General features: G+C 34.9%; 14 protein-coding genes. 3 read left to right on the forward strand and 11 right to left on the reverse strand.

Annotated elements, in window-relative coordinates; translation table 11 throughout:
- Nucleotides 1–3: 3 nt before the first annotated feature.
- Nucleotides 4–1,173, reverse strand: a complete 1,170-nt coding sequence (locus KFE69_12140) for an MFS transporter (GenBank protein ID UTW42223.1) — start codon at nucleotides 1,171–1,173, stop codon at nucleotides 4–6.
- Between the two features lie 9 nt (nucleotides 1,174–1,182).
- The gene (gene secA / locus KFE69_12145; GenBank protein UTW42224.1) at nucleotides 1,183–3,939 is read right to left on the reverse strand and encodes a preprotein translocase subunit SecA; all 2,757 of its coding nucleotides are present in this window, start codon (nucleotides 3,937–3,939) and stop codon (nucleotides 1,183–1,185) included.
- 107 nt (nucleotides 3,940–4,046) lie between these two features.
- Between secA and KFE69_12150 the strand changes: the two genes are divergently transcribed.
- Entirely contained in the window at nucleotides 4,047–4,541 is a 495-nt protein-coding gene (locus KFE69_12150) for a hypothetical protein (GenBank protein ID UTW42225.1), read from the forward strand.
- On the opposite strand, the gene KFE69_12155 is transcribed toward KFE69_12150, so the two are convergent.
- The 8 genes from KFE69_12155 to KFE69_12190 form a co-directional block, all read right to left on the reverse strand.
- Entirely contained in the window at nucleotides 4,522–5,289 is a 768-nt protein-coding gene (locus KFE69_12155) for a glycosyltransferase family 2 protein (protein ID UTW42226.1), read from the reverse strand. The genes KFE69_12150 and KFE69_12155 overlap by 20 nt on opposite strands.
- A gap of 23 nt (nucleotides 5,290–5,312) precedes the next feature.
- Nucleotides 5,313–7,736, reverse strand: coding sequence for a DNA topoisomerase (ATP-hydrolyzing) subunit B (gene gyrB, locus KFE69_12160; GenBank protein ID UTW42227.1), 2,424 nt, complete (start codon nucleotides 7,734–7,736; stop codon nucleotides 5,313–5,315).
- Nucleotides 7,737–7,910: 174 nt separating this feature from the next.
- Nucleotides 7,911–8,354, reverse strand: a complete 444-nt coding sequence (locus KFE69_12165) for a MaoC family dehydratase (GenBank protein ID UTW42228.1) — start codon at nucleotides 8,352–8,354, stop codon at nucleotides 7,911–7,913.
- A 40-nt stretch (nucleotides 8,355–8,394) separates the two neighbouring features.
- Nucleotides 8,395–9,108: a DNA polymerase III subunit epsilon gene (gene dnaQ / locus KFE69_12170; protein ID UTW44074.1), complete on the reverse strand. Its 714-nt coding sequence runs from the start codon at nucleotides 9,106–9,108 to the stop codon at nucleotides 8,395–8,397.
- 85 nt (nucleotides 9,109–9,193) lie between these two features.
- Nucleotides 9,194–10,024 carry a purine-nucleoside phosphorylase gene (locus KFE69_12175; GenBank protein ID UTW42229.1) on the reverse strand — a complete coding sequence of 277 codons (831 nt, stop codon included), beginning with the start codon at nucleotides 10,022–10,024 and terminating at the stop codon, nucleotides 9,194–9,196.
- A gap of 155 nt (nucleotides 10,025–10,179) precedes the next feature.
- Nucleotides 10,180–11,610, reverse strand: a complete 1,431-nt coding sequence (locus tag KFE69_12180) for a hypothetical protein (GenBank protein UTW42230.1) — start codon at nucleotides 11,608–11,610, stop codon at nucleotides 10,180–10,182.
- Between the two features lie 258 nt (nucleotides 11,611–11,868).
- A complete protein-coding gene (locus tag KFE69_12185; protein UTW42231.1) occupies nucleotides 11,869–12,474 on the reverse strand; it encodes a peroxiredoxin C in 606 nt (201 codons plus the stop codon).
- A 217-nt stretch (nucleotides 12,475–12,691) separates the two neighbouring features.
- Nucleotides 12,692–13,507, reverse strand: coding sequence for a hypothetical protein (locus tag KFE69_12190; protein ID UTW42232.1), 816 nt, complete (start codon nucleotides 13,505–13,507; stop codon nucleotides 12,692–12,694).
- An 81-nt stretch (nucleotides 13,508–13,588) separates the two neighbouring features.
- Between KFE69_12190 and KFE69_12195 the strand changes: the two genes are divergently transcribed.
- The gene (locus KFE69_12195; GenBank protein ID UTW42233.1) at nucleotides 13,589–14,185 is read left to right on the forward strand and encodes an SIS domain-containing protein; all 597 of its coding nucleotides are present in this window, start codon (nucleotides 13,589–13,591) and stop codon (nucleotides 14,183–14,185) included.
- A 30-nt stretch (nucleotides 14,186–14,215) separates the two neighbouring features.
- Here the strand turns inward: KFE69_12195 and fur are convergent, their stop codons facing one another.
- Complete coding sequence (gene fur, locus KFE69_12200) at nucleotides 14,216–14,644, reverse strand: ferric iron uptake transcriptional regulator (GenBank protein ID UTW42234.1); 429 nt, start codon at nucleotides 14,642–14,644, stop codon at nucleotides 14,216–14,218.
- A 112-nt stretch (nucleotides 14,645–14,756) separates the two neighbouring features.
- On the opposite strand from fur, the gene KFE69_12205 reads away from it, so the two are divergent.
- Entirely contained in the window at nucleotides 14,757–15,218 is a 462-nt protein-coding gene (locus KFE69_12205) for an outer membrane protein assembly factor BamE (protein UTW42235.1), read from the forward strand.
- Nucleotides 15,219–15,239: the final 21 nt, after the last annotated feature.

Here is a 15,239-nt window from a genome sequence, read left to right on the forward strand (position 1 = left end):
TGCTCAGTGCCTTTTAGCCACAAAAACAAACCATAAATACACAATAATTGTTACAATAAAATAGCATAATGCTAAAGGCAGAAGTGAGTGTACTTTTAACCAAGTACCAATTAATGAAAATAAACTAAATACAATCCATATTAAAGCAAATAACAAACCATTAGCTGATGCTGCCTGGGCTCTAAAAATAGATAAACATTCCCCCACATAAATTGGAAATAAAAAGCCACCACAAAATATCATAACAAATACTGGAACGATTAATTTGAAAATATTAAGTTCCCCATAGCTTAGTATTAACATGGCAATTGCTGCAATGAGCATAATAATTAGCATAATATTTGTTTTAGCATAGCGAGAATATTTAAAAAATATTCGACTTGTCATATTACCTGAAAACCAAGCAGCGCCCATAACTAGAGCCATATAACCATAAAAAATTGCACTTTTATCTAAAACTTCTTGAATAATAAATGGCCCAACAACATTAAAAATTGCAACATAGCCTAAAAAGAAGCTAACTAAAATACCGCCAGTTAAGAAGAGCTTATTCTCCAAAACTGTCATATAACTTGAAGTGATATGCATAAGCGAAAATGGTTTTTTTTGCTCAATAGACTCATCAATAAATAAGACCATAAAAATAAGCAGAACGATTAAATAAATCAAAACAAAAATAAAATTTGCTTGCCAGTTAAAATAATGTTCAAGATAGCCACCAATAAAAGGTGCAATAATTGGCCCAAGAGCAAATGCTGCGGTAATGTAGGTATATTGTTTTTTTAGTGCATCCCCTTCAAATGTATCATTTAAAATAGCTCGAGCCGGCACCATCATAAATGCTGAACCAAAGCCTTGAAATAATCTTGCAATAATCAATGCATTGACAGAGTGTGTTGTTAAAATAAATATAACGGCAATAATCTGCAATAAAAGCCCAAACAAAAAAGGACGCTTTCTACCTAAAGCATCAGATATGGGACCCGCAACCGCTTGTCCAATGCCTAGACCTAATGCAAATAATGTTACGGTTAATTGGACCATCATTTTTGACACATCAAAATAATGCGCCATTGATGGTAGTGAAGGTAAATAAATATCTGTACTCACTCCACCTAAAGGAATGGTGAAATTAACAAATAATGCAATAATTATCGGATGTTTAATTTTCATTGTCTTTTACTATTGAAGTGCACCATGGCAGTGTTTATATTTTTTACCAGAGCCACATGGACAAGGCTCATTTCGACTGACTTTACGTTCAGGTCGAACAAATGGTTGTGGCTTTTCTTGTGGTTCTTGAGGCCCTTCATCAGAAGGCATATTAACAACATTAGATGCTTGATTTTCTTGCGATTGTTCAAGTGTTGCCACTTCTTCATGATTAAATGCTAAATTACCGACTGAGTGACGCCATTGATCTTCAACTACATGCACCTCTTCTTCAGGGCGTTCAATATGAATTTTAGTCAGTGTCGAGACAACTTCGTATTTAAAGTTATCTAACATACTGGAAAATAGTTCAAATGCTTCACGTTTGTATTCTTGTTTTGGATCTTTTTGTGCATAACCTCTAAGATGGATACTATTTCTTAAATGATCTAAACTACTTAAATGTTCACGCCAGTGTGTATCTAAACTTTGTAATAAAACGACCTTCTCAAATTGATGGACGGCCTTTTGATCCAGTGACTCAATCTTTTGATCATATTCATCCATTAAGGTATTAATAACACGCTCTTTTAATGTTTCTTCATGTAAAGATTCATCATCTTCTAACCATTGATTGATTGAAAGCTTTAATCCAAAGTCACTATCTAGGGTATGCGTTAAACCAGTGACATCCCACTGCTCTTCAATACTCTGCTTAGGTATATGATTATGAAATGTAGCATCAGCAACATCATAACGCATTGATTTTAATACTTCTGAGACATCGATTGATGAGAGTAATTCATCCCGTTGACCATAAATCACTTTACGTTGTTCATTGGCCACATTATCGTACTCTAACACATTTTTACGCATATCAAAGTGATATGATTCAACCTTTGCTTGCGCTTTAGCAATTGCTTTAGTAATCATCTTACCATCAATCACTTCACCTTGTTTTTTCATCATGCCACGCAACATACCAATCATTCTTGGTGGCATAAAGATGCGTAATAAGTGATCATCTAATGATAGATAAAATGAACTTTCTCCTGGATCACCTTGACGAGCTGCACGGCCTCTTAACTGATTATCGATTCGACGTGAATCGTGGCGTTCAGAACCTAAAATACATAATCCACCTGCATCAATTACCTGCTGATTGCGCTTTTGCCAATCACTTTTAATGCGTGCAATTTCAATCTCGGATGGCTCTTCTAACTCATTAATTTCTTCCTGCCAACTACCCCCTAAAATGATATCAGTTCCACGTCCTGCCATGTTGGTTGCAATGGTAACATTACCCGGCTTTCCAGCTTGGGCAATAATTTTTGCTTCTTTCTCATGCTGTTTTGCATTTAACACATTATGTGGAATTTTTCTTTTTCGCATCATGGTTGAAAGTATTTCGGATGTTTCAATGGATGCTGTACCCACTAATATAGGCTGCCCTGTAGCAATACGCGTTTTAATATCATCAATTAATGCTTGAAATTTTTCTTTTTGAGTTGAATAAATCAAGTCAGAATGATCAATTCGTTTCGGTGGCTTATTCGTTGGAATTACAATCACTTCAAGGCTGTATATTTCATGAAATTCTGATGCTTCTGTATCGGCAGTTCCAGTCATTCCTGAAATCTTATCATACAGCCTGAAAAAATTCTGAAAAGTAATGGATGCTAATGTTTGGTTTTCACCTTGTATTTTAACACCTTCTTTTGCTTCAATTGCTTGATGTAAGCCATCTGACCAACGTCTTCCTGGCATTGCACGTCCAGTATGTTCATCGACAATAACAATTTCATTATTTGCCACCATATAATCAACGTTTTGTTGATATAGTGTAGTAGCTCTTAAAGCTGCATTTAAATAGTACATTTTTGTAACATGTTGTGGGCTGTAGAGATTTTCACCCTCCGCTAAAATACCTTCATCAATTAACCAAGACTCAATCTTACTATGGCCTGCCTCTGTCAAATGCGCTTGCTTTGATTTCTCATCTAAGTAATAATCACCTTCGCCTTCACCATCTTTATCTTCACAAATTTCTAATTTTTGAACTAAACGGGTAAATAATAAGTAAAACTGCGAAGAATCTTCTGCTGCACCTGAAATAATTAACGGTGTTCTAGCCTCATCAATTAAGATTGAATCGACCTCATCAATGACAACAAAATTGCGACTTCGCTGTACTTGTTCATCTTTAGAAAAAGCCATATTATCGCGCAAGTAATCGAAACCAAATTCATTATTAGTACCATAGGTAATATCACAAGCATAAGCTTCTTTTCTTTCTTCTGGTGTCAAACCGGAAACAATAACCCCTGTACTTAAACCAAGAAACCCATATAACTTACCCATTAACTGAGCATCACGAGAAGCCAAGTAATCATTGACTGTGACAACATGAACCCCTTTGCCAGATAATGCATTTAAGTAAACAGCTAAGGTTGCAACTAAAGTTTTACCTTCCCCTGTACGCATTTCAGCAATTTTACCCATATGAAGCACCATGCCACCAATCAGCTGTACATCATAATGGCGCATTTCTAATACACGTTTAGATGCTTCTCTAACAACTGCAAATGCCTCAATTAATATATCATCTAACTTAGAAGTTTCTAATTGTGCTTTTAAAGTCTCAGTCTCAGCTTTTAATTCATCATCGGTTAACTTTTCGAACTCTGCTTCTAAGGCATTAATTTTTTCAACTTTTTTTCTTAACCTCTTTAAAATGCGGTCATTACGACTACCAATAACTTTGGTTAATAATGTTTTTGTTAGCATTGATAAATTATCCCATTAATTTCTTTTTAATGCATAAATTTGCATACTATTTTTAGACTGCCTCAAGTATAATCTAAGTTGAAGCATAACTGAATGACCTTTGCACCATGAACACCAAAAAAGATACAAAAAAACGCTTACAATCGATCAATACTCTGATTGATAAAACTTCATTTTTGCATCAAATTGCGAAAAGGTCTGAAAATATCAATAAAGCACAACAATTACTTGATAACGTTAATTTTGCATTATTATCAAATACTAGAGTTTTGAATTATGAAGATTCCAAATTATTACTTGGCACGGAAAGCCAAAGTATTATCGCGAGATTCTATATGCAACGCAGTGAAATTTTAAAACTATTAAGACAAAAACGTGAATTTTGTGATCTTTTAAGTATTGAGCTTAAGTTATTTATTGAACCTATGGCAAAAGTAGAAAAATTAATTCCACCCAAAAGAGATGATATTCCAGATAACATCTCATATAAAGCAAGTAAAACGCTATCTCAGCTATGCAAACAAACTAAAACACCCAAAATCCAAGAGTCATTAACTAAGTTTTTAGCTAAACATGGAAAATTTAAGACTGACAACGATTAAGCTTCTGATTTAATTCTGCTAGCTTAACATATTTCAAATAGGTACCGAGCGCAATAGAGCCTGCCAAAATAAAACCATATTTACCATCTAAAAAGCCACGTTTTATGACATAGCTTCTTATAAAAGACCAAGTGCCTTTAATAACAGCTAAAATTAAAGAAGATTTTTTACCTTTTTTATACAACTTCTGGGCACTTAAACTACTATATTCATTAGCCTTAGCTATCGCATCAGCTATTGTATTATACGTATAATGAAATAAAAATGCTTTTAGCTTTTCTACTTGGCCATCAACGATGATACTCTCATGTACAATCTCATCAGAAAAATGACCTTTAACTCGCTTTAATAGTCGAATAGGTGCATCATCTTTCCAGTCACCATAACGAATCATCTTTAAACCAAAAAAAGATTTTCGAGTAATTTTATAGGCATCTATCTGAGTATCACTTAAGCAAATTGATTGAATTTCTTTAGCTAATGCAGCTGGAACTTCTTCATCAGCATCTAAGGATAATACCCACTTTTTTGTTGCCTTTGATAATGCAAACTGCTTTTGCTTACCATAACCTAACCAATCTTGGTGATAAATAGTATCCGTATATTCTTTTGTAATAGATAGTGTTTGATCGCTACTGCCTGAATCAACCACAATAATTTCACCAGCCCAACTTACTGACTCAAGTGCACGTCTAATATTTTTTTGTTCATTTTTAACAATAATAATTACACTTAAATCAAATGCCATAACTAATCAACTTTTCTATTAAGCTATACATCAATATTTTTAACATTTAAGGCATTTTGCTCAATAAATTCGCGTCTTGGTTCAACGTGATCGCCCATAAGTGTAGAAAATAACTCATCTGCAGCCACAGCATCAGAGACAGAAACTTGAAGCATACGTCGAGTTTCAGGATCCATAGTCGTCTCCCACAATTGCTCAGGATTCATTTCACCTAAACCCTTATAGCGTTGAATACTTTGTCCACGCTTGGCTTCTTTTAATAACCAATCAATTGCTTGCTCAAAATGATCAATTGGCTGTGATTTTTCACCACGTTCAACCCTTGCATTATCACCAATTAAATCATGCAATGACTCACCTAATTCACAAATTACTTTATAATCTTTCCCCTCAAAAAAAGTAAATGGAATAATATAAGCAGTTTCAACACCATGAAAGTAACGCTTAAGCACTAACTGATGGACAGTTTCATTATCATCTTCATGTCGAATGGCTGTTGTTGTCTTATAAGACTCATAGCTTAATGCTCGTTTATTTAAGTGTGCTTCTAGTGTTTGCCACCATTGGTCTAATGCTTGGCTTTCAGAGTGCCAATCAGTCTGATAAGGTTGATAGTAAATTAATGATTTTAAAAATGACTCAGGATAACGCCTAGATAGTTGATTTACAATTTGTATCACTTTTTGATATTGCGTATATAGACTTTCTAAGCCAATACCTGTTATAGGTGGTGCTTGATCATTTGGATAAAGCTTTGCACCTTCAAGACCAATTTGACCTAAATAATCATTTAAGGCTGGATCATCTTTTAAGTACATCTCTTGTTTACCTTTTTTAACTTTATATAACGGCGGCTGCGCAATATAGATATGACCACGACTAACTAATTCAGGCATTTGTCTGTAAAAAAAAGTTAATAATAATGTCCGAATATGTGAACCATCAACATCCGCATCTGTCATAATAACAATATAATGATATCTTAGTTTATCTGGATCATATTCATCACGGCCAATACCACAACCTAATGCTTTGATTAATGTACCCACCTCTTGAGATGATAGCATTTTATCAAATCGTGCTTTTTCAACATTTAAAATCTTACCTTTTAATGGCAAAATAGCCTGACTTCTACGATCACGCGCTTGTTTTGCTGAGCCACCAGCAGAGTCTCCCTCAACAATAAATAATTCCGATTTAGCTGGGTCTTTTTCTTGGCAATCTGCTAATTTCCCTGGAAGCCCTGCAATATCTAGTGCACTTTTTCTTCTTGTAACTTCACGTGCTTTTCTTGCTGCTTCGCGGGCTCTTGCTGAATCAATTACTTTATTGGCAACCGTTTTTGCATCACTTGGATTTTCTTGCAAAAATTCAGATAGTTTTTCATAGATTAATGACTCAACGATTGGTTTAACTTCTGATGAGACAAGCTTATCTTTGGTTTGTGATGAAAATTTAGGATCGGGTACTTTTACCGATAAAACAGCCGTTAAGCCTTCTCTTGCATCATCGCCTGTAACACTGACTTTATGGCGTTTCGCTAAACCTTCTTGCTCAATATATTGGTTAACCGTTCTAGTTAACCCAGCTCTAAAGCCAGATAAATGCGTCCCACCATCTTTTTGTGGGATATTATTGGTAAAACAGAAAATATTTTCTTGATAACCATCATTCCACTGTAATGCAAGTTCTACAACAACACCTTCTTTTTCACCTCTAACAAATACAATTGAGTCATGCAATGCAGTACGTTTAAGATTAAGGTGCTCAACAAATGACTGAATACCGCCATCATACTGAAAAACCTGATCACGATCTTCATTTAGATCTTTTAGATGAATTCTAACGCCAGAATTCAAAAATGCTAATTCTCTAATTCGTTTAGCTAAAATATCGTATTGAAACTCAATTTGACTGAAGGTAATAGGACTTGGTTTAAAGCGAATCATCGTACCTTTTTCATCTGTATTACCTACTTCTTCTAACGGTGCTTTAGGCTCTCCATCATTATAAAATTGTTGATATGCTTTACCATTTTTCCATACCTTTAACTCTAAAGTTTCTGATAGGGCATTAACAACTGAAACACCAACACCATGTAGTCCACCTGATACTTTATAAGCATTATCATCAAACTTACCACCAGCATGCAATACTGTCATAATGACTTCAGCAGCAGAACGCCCCTCTTCTGGGTGAATATCAACAGGTATCCCCCGGCCATTATCTCGAATTGAAACACTACCATCGGTATGTAAAACAACCTCAATATTAGAACAAAAACCAGCTAACGCTTCATCAATCGAGTTATCAAGCACTTCAAAAACCATATGATGCAAGCCTGAGCCATCATCTGTATCACCAATATACATTCCTGGACGCTTACGAACTGCATCTAAACCTTTTAAGACTCGAATATTTGATGAATCGTATTGTGTCTCTGCCATAAATTTATTACTCCACGTATTATCTATTCTCTCATCTTGAAGCATCAGATAAGTTTAAATTTGTCAGTTATTTTATCAGAAATTAGCCACAGATACTCTTATAAAATACCAATGTTATAGATTAAATCAGCATAAATGATTATTATTGTCACCAAAGTGTCAGAAACGGTTAAATTAACCTACTTCTTTTAATGATCGCTCCTTTAATGGTGGCATAACCAATGCATTACCTTCAACGACTAGTTCACCATCTTGGTTATAGCAGAAAGTATCCAATTTTACTCGGTTTTTATCAACATCAACTGATGTAATTTCAACAACCGCCTTAATCGTATCACCAATATAAACTGGCGCTTTAAAGCGAATAGATTGTTCCAAATAAATCGTACCAGGACCAGGTAATTGCATTCCTATGACTGTTGAGATAAAACTAGCTGTTAACATACCATGAGCAATTCGCTTCTTAAAACGTGTATCTTTAGCTTTTTCTTCATTAATATGCGCAGGATTTAAATCACCGCTAACACCTGCAAACAAATAAATATCCGTCTCTGTAATTGTTTTACTAAACGATGCTTTTTGACCGACTTCAATTTCAGTGACATTTTGCCCAATCATACAATCCTCCTTAAATAATAATCCACTGACTTAAGGATTTTTATTTTTTAATTAATCGCCATACTGCCCCGTTTTTTGATTTTTTATCTAATAAATCTATATAAGCTTGATGTGCTTTTTCACTATCTTCTGACAAATTAGCTAGCTTAAAATTAAGCTGGCTAAAATCAAGCGATTTTGATTGATCATTACCTCGCTTAACTTCTGAAGCTTCATTTAAAGCTAGTTGCGTTTGCCCACCTGTCATTGCAAAATAAACTTTTGCAAGTAACTGAGCATCTAATAAAGCTCCATGCAAACTACGATGTGCATTACTAATCATATAGCGTTTACATAACGCATCTAATGAGTTTCTCTGCCCTGGGTGCATCTTACGTGCCATTACCAAGGTGTCAACAATACCACAATGCTCTTTTAGCATACCCCAAGTATTATTTGACATTCGGCTTAGTTCATAATCTAGAAAAGGCACATCAAATCCAGCATTATGAATGACAAGTTCCGCTCCTTTTAAATAATTCATAATCTCATCAGCTTTATCTTCGAACACTGGCTCATTTTCTAGCCGCTGATTTGAAATACCATGAACTTCAAAGGCACCCGCTTCAATCTCAATATCTGGCTTAAAATACAAATGTAAGTCGTTACCAGTTAATTTACGGTTAATTGCTTCAACACCACCAAATTCAATGATTCGATGACCATTTTTAAATTCAAAACCACTGGTTTCTGTATCTACAAATATCTGACGCATACGCACAAAAAATTACATATTCCTTTTTGTATTGTAGGGAAATTATAGGATTTGTAAAGTCGTGACTTAATGATTTTAGTTTTAATTAAGTTGTTAACTGCAATGCTAAACGCTCAATACCAAGCCCAACAAGCTTAATTAATTTTTCACTGGCTTTATTGGCATAGACTAAAACATCTTCATGCGCAATTGGTTCATCAGTAATCCCTGATGCCATATTAGTAACTGCAGCAAAGCCTGTTACTTTCAAACCACAGTGTTTAGCAATGATAACTTCAGGTACCACAGACATCGCCACCACATCAGCGCCCATAAGCTTAAATGCTCGAATCTCTGCTGGTGTTTCAAAAGAAGGTCCTAAAACTGCTAGATAGACACCTTCAGGCAAATCAAACTCCATTTCTTGAGCAATCTCTTTAAATAAAACCCGCGCGCTTTTATCATAAGCTTCTTCCATTGGCACAAATCTTGGTCCAATTAAGTCATCATTCGGACCGACTAATGGATTACCTGGTTGTAAGTTAATATGATCTTTTATCAATACAACATCACCAGGTTTATTCTCTGGATTTAATGAGCCTGCTGCACCTGTTACAATTAAATGCTCTATTCCCAAGCCTTTCATTATACGAATGGGCAAAGCAACTTCTTGAAATTGAGCCCCTTCGTATAAATGTACGCGTCCACTCATACAAATGACTTCAACGCCCTTATAAAACCCAACAATATACTCTCCAGCATGTCCTTCTACACTGGAAGTAAAAAATCCTGGTAGCTCTTCATAAGGCACTTTTGCAACAACATCAACTTCATCCGCTAAAGGTCCTAAACCAGAGCCCAAAACCAAACCAAATTTAGGTCTAAAGTCACCAATTTTTTGCTTTAAAATAGATAAGGCATCATTATAAAAAGTCATTTTCAAATCTCATATAAAGTTATTTTAATAGCAAAGATTATATATTAAATCACTTTATTAATCTAAAAATTTGTTAATAACATTTAAAACGAAAAAAGTCGCCAAAAGGCGACTTAATAATAGATAGTCTATATTGATATAAGCAAAAGCTACAATTAGAAGTAAACTGTAACGTCTGCTTGAACAATATTTGATGCTTGAAGTGAGTTTGTATTAAGCTTACCACCAGCAAAGTTATAAGCAAGACCAAACCACAATGTATCAATAACGTTAGTACGAGCACCAGCTGTAAATTGATAAATATTGTTGTCAGTATCTTGAAATAACTGGCTATAGCTGAAGAAGAACACAGAGTCATGTCCCATCAACGGCATAGAGTAAGATGAATTCACATCCCAAGCTTTTAGAATAGCACCACCACTGAAAGCATTGGTCATTTGGCCTGTATAACCAACAATCCAAGTCCAGTTAAATAAGTTAGTATTCTGCCATGGGCTACCAGAAGAGTTAGTTTGATCAACTGGATTCAACGCACTATTATTTGCTAGACCATAAACACTTTGAGTTGTCATTACAAAGTCAGTTGATAATGCAAAACCTGCAACATCAAAACCAGCATTCGCAGTCCAAGCACCAACACGATCACCATGACCAGTTGCTGTATTATAATTGTCACCACGGAAGCCAGTACCATTAATATAGCCTGTACCAACATGATAAGTAAACTTACCATTTAATGTTTGCTGATACATAACATTAGCAGCAAAGTTATTAAGTTGGCTTTGATCGCCTGGATTAGAAGCATTTAAGCTTCCATTTGCATTACCATTCATTAATGTCACAGTTGCTGTCACACCATAATTATGGAAACCAACACCAAACTGACCACCTGAAGCTAAGAAAGCTGCACGAGTAATTCCAGGGATATAGGTGTTATCCATAGAGAAATCACCGAAGTCAACAGTTTTCACACCACCCCAAGCATAGACAGGTGCTTTATCTAGATTACCGACAACAAAGTAAGCATCCGGCATAACCACATCATTAGTTACAGGGTTAAGTACCGCCATATTAGCATAACCTGTTACCCAGTCACCAATTGTTGATGTAAAGATCACATTGGCATAAGGTAATTCAATTGCAGTTGAATTATCAGCACCAATTTCTGTACCTGTTGTGCCTACAGCAGATCCTGCAGCCACATTATTACCTTGATTGACACTATTCATGCGACGGAATTGAGCTTGAAGCTCACCTTTTCCACCAAGATAGATTGAATTAGATGATAACTGACCACTTTCACGTGAGTGTAAAATAGCTAATTCACGGTTAACACCTGAATCTTGGTTATTTAACATCTTTTGAGTATAGTCAGCATCGTATTTAACAAATGAAACACCACCTGTGTTGCCACTTGATTTGCTCATAGAAGAACTGCTAGATCCGCTGTTCACCTGAGCCTGAAGCTGTTGAATTTGTTGTTGTAGGTTTGCAATTTTAGCGTCGACATCCGAAGAAGCCGCCATTGCTGAACCTGAAACAATCATACCGGCAGTCAATGCAGTAACAATTGTTTTTACTCTCACGTCCTTTCTCCTCATTTTTGTTATGATAAATGTTAACCAAAAGCGTCCTTTTGATTCGGCAACTGAATTTTATGCGCCACTTTCTTCAATTTCAAGCAAAAAATCCAAAACTAGCACTTTATTACCACCTAAGTTAGTCAGTATCAAAATAAAATGCAAGCCTGATTACATAAATTATTTACTTTTTTGCAGCACAAAGATAATTATTACCAAACCCTTAATCTTTAAGTTTCCTAAATTTGTCAAATTTTACTCTATCTATAGCTCTTCAGCATTGCTTTTTAAGTAAGCTGCTACACCTTCAGGTGAGGCAGTCATACCTGTATCACCTTTATTCCATCCAGCTGGACAAACTTCACCATGCTCTTCATGAAATTGTAATGCTTCTACCATACGCACAAGCTCATCCATATTACGACCAAGTGGTAAATCATTAACGATTTGATGGCGAACAATTCCGCCTTGATCAATTAAAAACGTACCCCTAAATGCAACACCAACTTGTGGATGTTCTACACCATAAGCTTTTGTAATCGTATGATCAATATCTGCAATCATCGTATATTTTACAGGGCCAATACCACCTTGGTCAATTGGTGTATTTCTCCACGCATTGTGCGTAAAGTGCGAATCGATTGAAACGGCAAACACTTCAACGCCAAGTGATTGTAGAGCATCAACACGCCTATCCAATGCAATTAACTCTGATGGGCAAACAAAAGTAAAATCAAGTGGGTAAAAAACAATCGCTGCATATTTACCACTACGTGCTTGATTAAAGTTTAATGCTTCAACAATCTCGCCTGTTGCTGAGACAGCCGGAGCAGTAAAGTCAGGTGCTTGACGCCCAACTAATACTGTCATTTTAATTCTCCTTATAAATTAATCCAAATATTGTAATTTTCTAAAAACCAGTCAAATGGTAATTATGGATGCTAGTTTCCCTTAGGCTTAAGAATTTGTCAACTCATTGCAAACAAAAAGCAATACTTTTTCTTCATTTTAGTTGGAAGGTGAAATTATAAGAAAATATGGCTTTTTTTTGATATATTAATTTATTTTATTATTTGTAAAACTATTGTTAATTTAAATTGCTATTTTGAACCTTCAAATTATAGCGTCTAGCTTTTAATGCATAGTATAAAGCTAACTTTAAAATAGCAACCAATGGCCAAACAAATGCAGAAAGAAAAATAGTAACAACTTCATCAATCCCAAATATCAAGGAATTATCCGTACCTGTTGCACTTTGTATTAACCACTCTCCAATTGATGGAATATTAAGTAAAATATAACAGATAAACGCTATACCCAATGACTTAGTATATGCACCAATTGTTAGTTTAAAGCTTTCACTAATTGAACTAAACGCACTTTTTTGATCATATAGTATCAGTGGTATATAAATGATTAAAGCAGCATAAACAAGAATACCTAATATGCCAAAAATCATGCTTGATACCATTACTGAGAGCATTAATAGTAAATAGACAAATAATGTCGCTATTGCAATAACAATAAGACGAGATAAAACAAATTGAACATGTTTAGTTATTGGCTGAGAACGTCCTTGCCAACTCTCATCAACAACGTTTTGAAAAAGTGCTGTTGCAAAAGGAAGAATTACTAAATAAAAAACAATACCAGTAGCAATAACCAAATGCATTGTTGAGGTGACTTTATCTGCAAATGCGGATAAATCTTGACCCTTAGCATTTTCTTGCATCATTTGATAGATCAAATCGATCATACCTGAACGCTGCATAAATATAATAAACAATTGATATAACACTGACACAATCAAGGCAATAATAAACAGCCGTTTAATGTTCTGTCGGTACAATTCCCATGTTCTTTGAATGATTTCACTAAAACTTGGCTCATTCAATAATTTCATCAGATTCCTCGTTTGACCTTTAACCCATATTGTGGCAGAGTACCGAAAGTTTTATCATTTATCAATAACAAAGGGAAAATTATGCTACTGAGCGAACGGGTAAAAGAACATTTCTCAAATAGCATTCAAATGATGATCTCATCAGCTGATACCTTAAGTGAGCCAATTGCTCAAGCTGGTGATTTAATTGTACAAACCTTACTAAATGGTGGTAAAATTTTTACTTGTGGAAATGATGGCGCAGCTGCAAATGCACAACACTTAGCGGCTCAATTATTAAATCGTTATGAGATGGAACGCCCATCATTACCTGCAATTGCATTAACTTCAAACGTCTCAACATTAACTGCTATAGGTAGTGGTGATCATTATCGTGAGATTTTCTCAAAACAAATTTATGCACTCGCTTCTGAAGTTGACATTTTAATTGCAATATCTACTGATAACTTTGCTGAAAATATTATTCAAGCAATCCACGTTGCTCATGAAAAAGGCAGTAAAGTAATTGCCATTACGGGCGGCAAATCAGGCGGCATTGACAATTTATTAGAAAATAATGACATCAATATTTTAGCTCCTTCAGAAAAAATACCACATATTCAAGAGTGCCATACATTAATCATCCATATACTCTGTGACTTAATAGATCAAAAGTTATTTGGCTCAGAAAGCTTTTAAAGCGCTAATATTTTAATAGAACTACAAAAATTATTTTCGTTCTCTTTTCTGACAATCCTTACAAATCACATAAAGACATAAACTATGATCTACCAAATCATAGCCTTTTTGATCAGCAATAATATGCTGACGTTGCTCTATCAGCTCATCATAAAACTCTTCTACCTTACGACAAGAAACACAAATCATATGATCATGATGATGATCAGGTACTAACTCATACACTGCTTGATCATCTCCCAAATTCAATCGATTGACTAACCCTGCACTTTCAAACTGGCCTAATACACGATAAACCGTTGCTAAAGCAACTTGCTCCCCTTGCTTTTGTAATTCATAGTGAACCTCTTCAGCAGAAAAATGACGATCACCTTTAGATGCTTCTAATAATTGCAATATTTTCACCCTTGGCTGAGTTACTCTAAGGCCTGCCTCTTTCAATTCTTGTTGTTTTGACATATTGCTAAACTCGCTTTAATTAATGTAATGTTTTTACTAGTTATTGAGTCATGCGCGTGATTCGATTATCATGTCATAACTTTATAAAATAAAATTAAGTGCGTATTATACTATGATCAGTCAAAAAGCGTTAGCCCCATTATTAGTCGCCATCACTTTAAGCTTAAATGCTTGTAGCTTATTTACACCTTATACCGCTCCCGTACAACAAGGTAAAATTATTACTCAAAAAGATATTAAACAATTAAAACCAGGAATGAGCCAATCACAAGTTCAATTTATTCTTGGCTCACCTGATATTGTCGATCCATTCCATAAAAATACTTGGTATTATGTTTATACCATTAAACACTACAATACAACAATGGAAGAAAAACAGTTACACGTTAATTTTAGTGATGGGAAACTTGTTAGTATCTCTGGTGATTATCCACCACCACAAGTTATTGAGTATACAAAAAAAGACAATGATGAAACTAAAACAGATACGCCACAGAACACTAAAGATAACAAAACCCAATCCTCATCTAAATCTTCATCACCTTCTAATGCTAATACAGCAAAAAATAAATAACTTTACTTTAATCACCTAAGC

It is taken from the genome of bacterium SCSIO 12844 (genome assembly GCA_024397935.1).
Taxonomy (GTDB): Bacteria; Pseudomonadota; Gammaproteobacteria; order Francisellales; family Francisellaceae; genus M0027.

Bases quoted from the DNA above. Each gene is read 5' to 3' on its own strand.
- KFE69_12140 (UTW42223.1), bottom strand. From the start codon at position 1,173: ATGAAAATTAAACATCCGATAATTATTGCATTATTTGTTAATTTCACC.
- secA (UTW42224.1), bottom strand. From the start codon at position 3,939: ATGCTAACAAAAACATTATTAACCAAAGTTATTGGTAGTCGTAATGAC.
- KFE69_12150 (UTW42225.1), top strand. From the start codon at position 4,047: ATGAACACCAAAAAAGATACAAAAAAACGCTTACAATCGATCAATACT.
- KFE69_12155 (UTW42226.1), bottom strand. From the start codon at position 5,289: ATGGCATTTGATTTAAGTGTAATTATTATTGTTAAAAATGAACAAAAA.
- gyrB (UTW42227.1), bottom strand. From the start codon at position 7,736: ATGGCAGAGACACAATACGATTCATCAAATATTCGAGTCTTAAAAGGT.
- KFE69_12165 (UTW42228.1), bottom strand. From the start codon at position 8,354: ATGATTGGGCAAAATGTCACTGAAATTGAAGTCGGTCAAAAAGCATCG.
- dnaQ (UTW44074.1), bottom strand. From the start codon at position 9,108: ATGCGTCAGATATTTGTAGATACAGAAACCAGTGGTTTTGAATTTAAA.
- KFE69_12175 (UTW42229.1), bottom strand. From the start codon at position 10,024: ATGACTTTTTATAATGATGCCTTATCTATTTTAAAGCAAAAAATTGGT.
- KFE69_12185 (UTW42231.1), bottom strand. From the start codon at position 12,474: ATGACAGTATTAGTTGGGCGTCAAGCACCTGACTTTACTGCTCCGGCT.
- KFE69_12190 (UTW42232.1), bottom strand. From the start codon at position 13,507: ATGAAATTATTGAATGAGCCAAGTTTTAGTGAAATCATTCAAAGAACA.
- KFE69_12195 (UTW42233.1), top strand. From the start codon at position 13,589: ATGCTACTGAGCGAACGGGTAAAAGAACATTTCTCAAATAGCATTCAA.
- fur (UTW42234.1), bottom strand. From the start codon at position 14,644: ATGTCAAAACAACAAGAATTGAAAGAGGCAGGCCTTAGAGTAACTCAG.
- KFE69_12205 (UTW42235.1), top strand. From the start codon at position 14,757: ATGATCAGTCAAAAAGCGTTAGCCCCATTATTAGTCGCCATCACTTTA.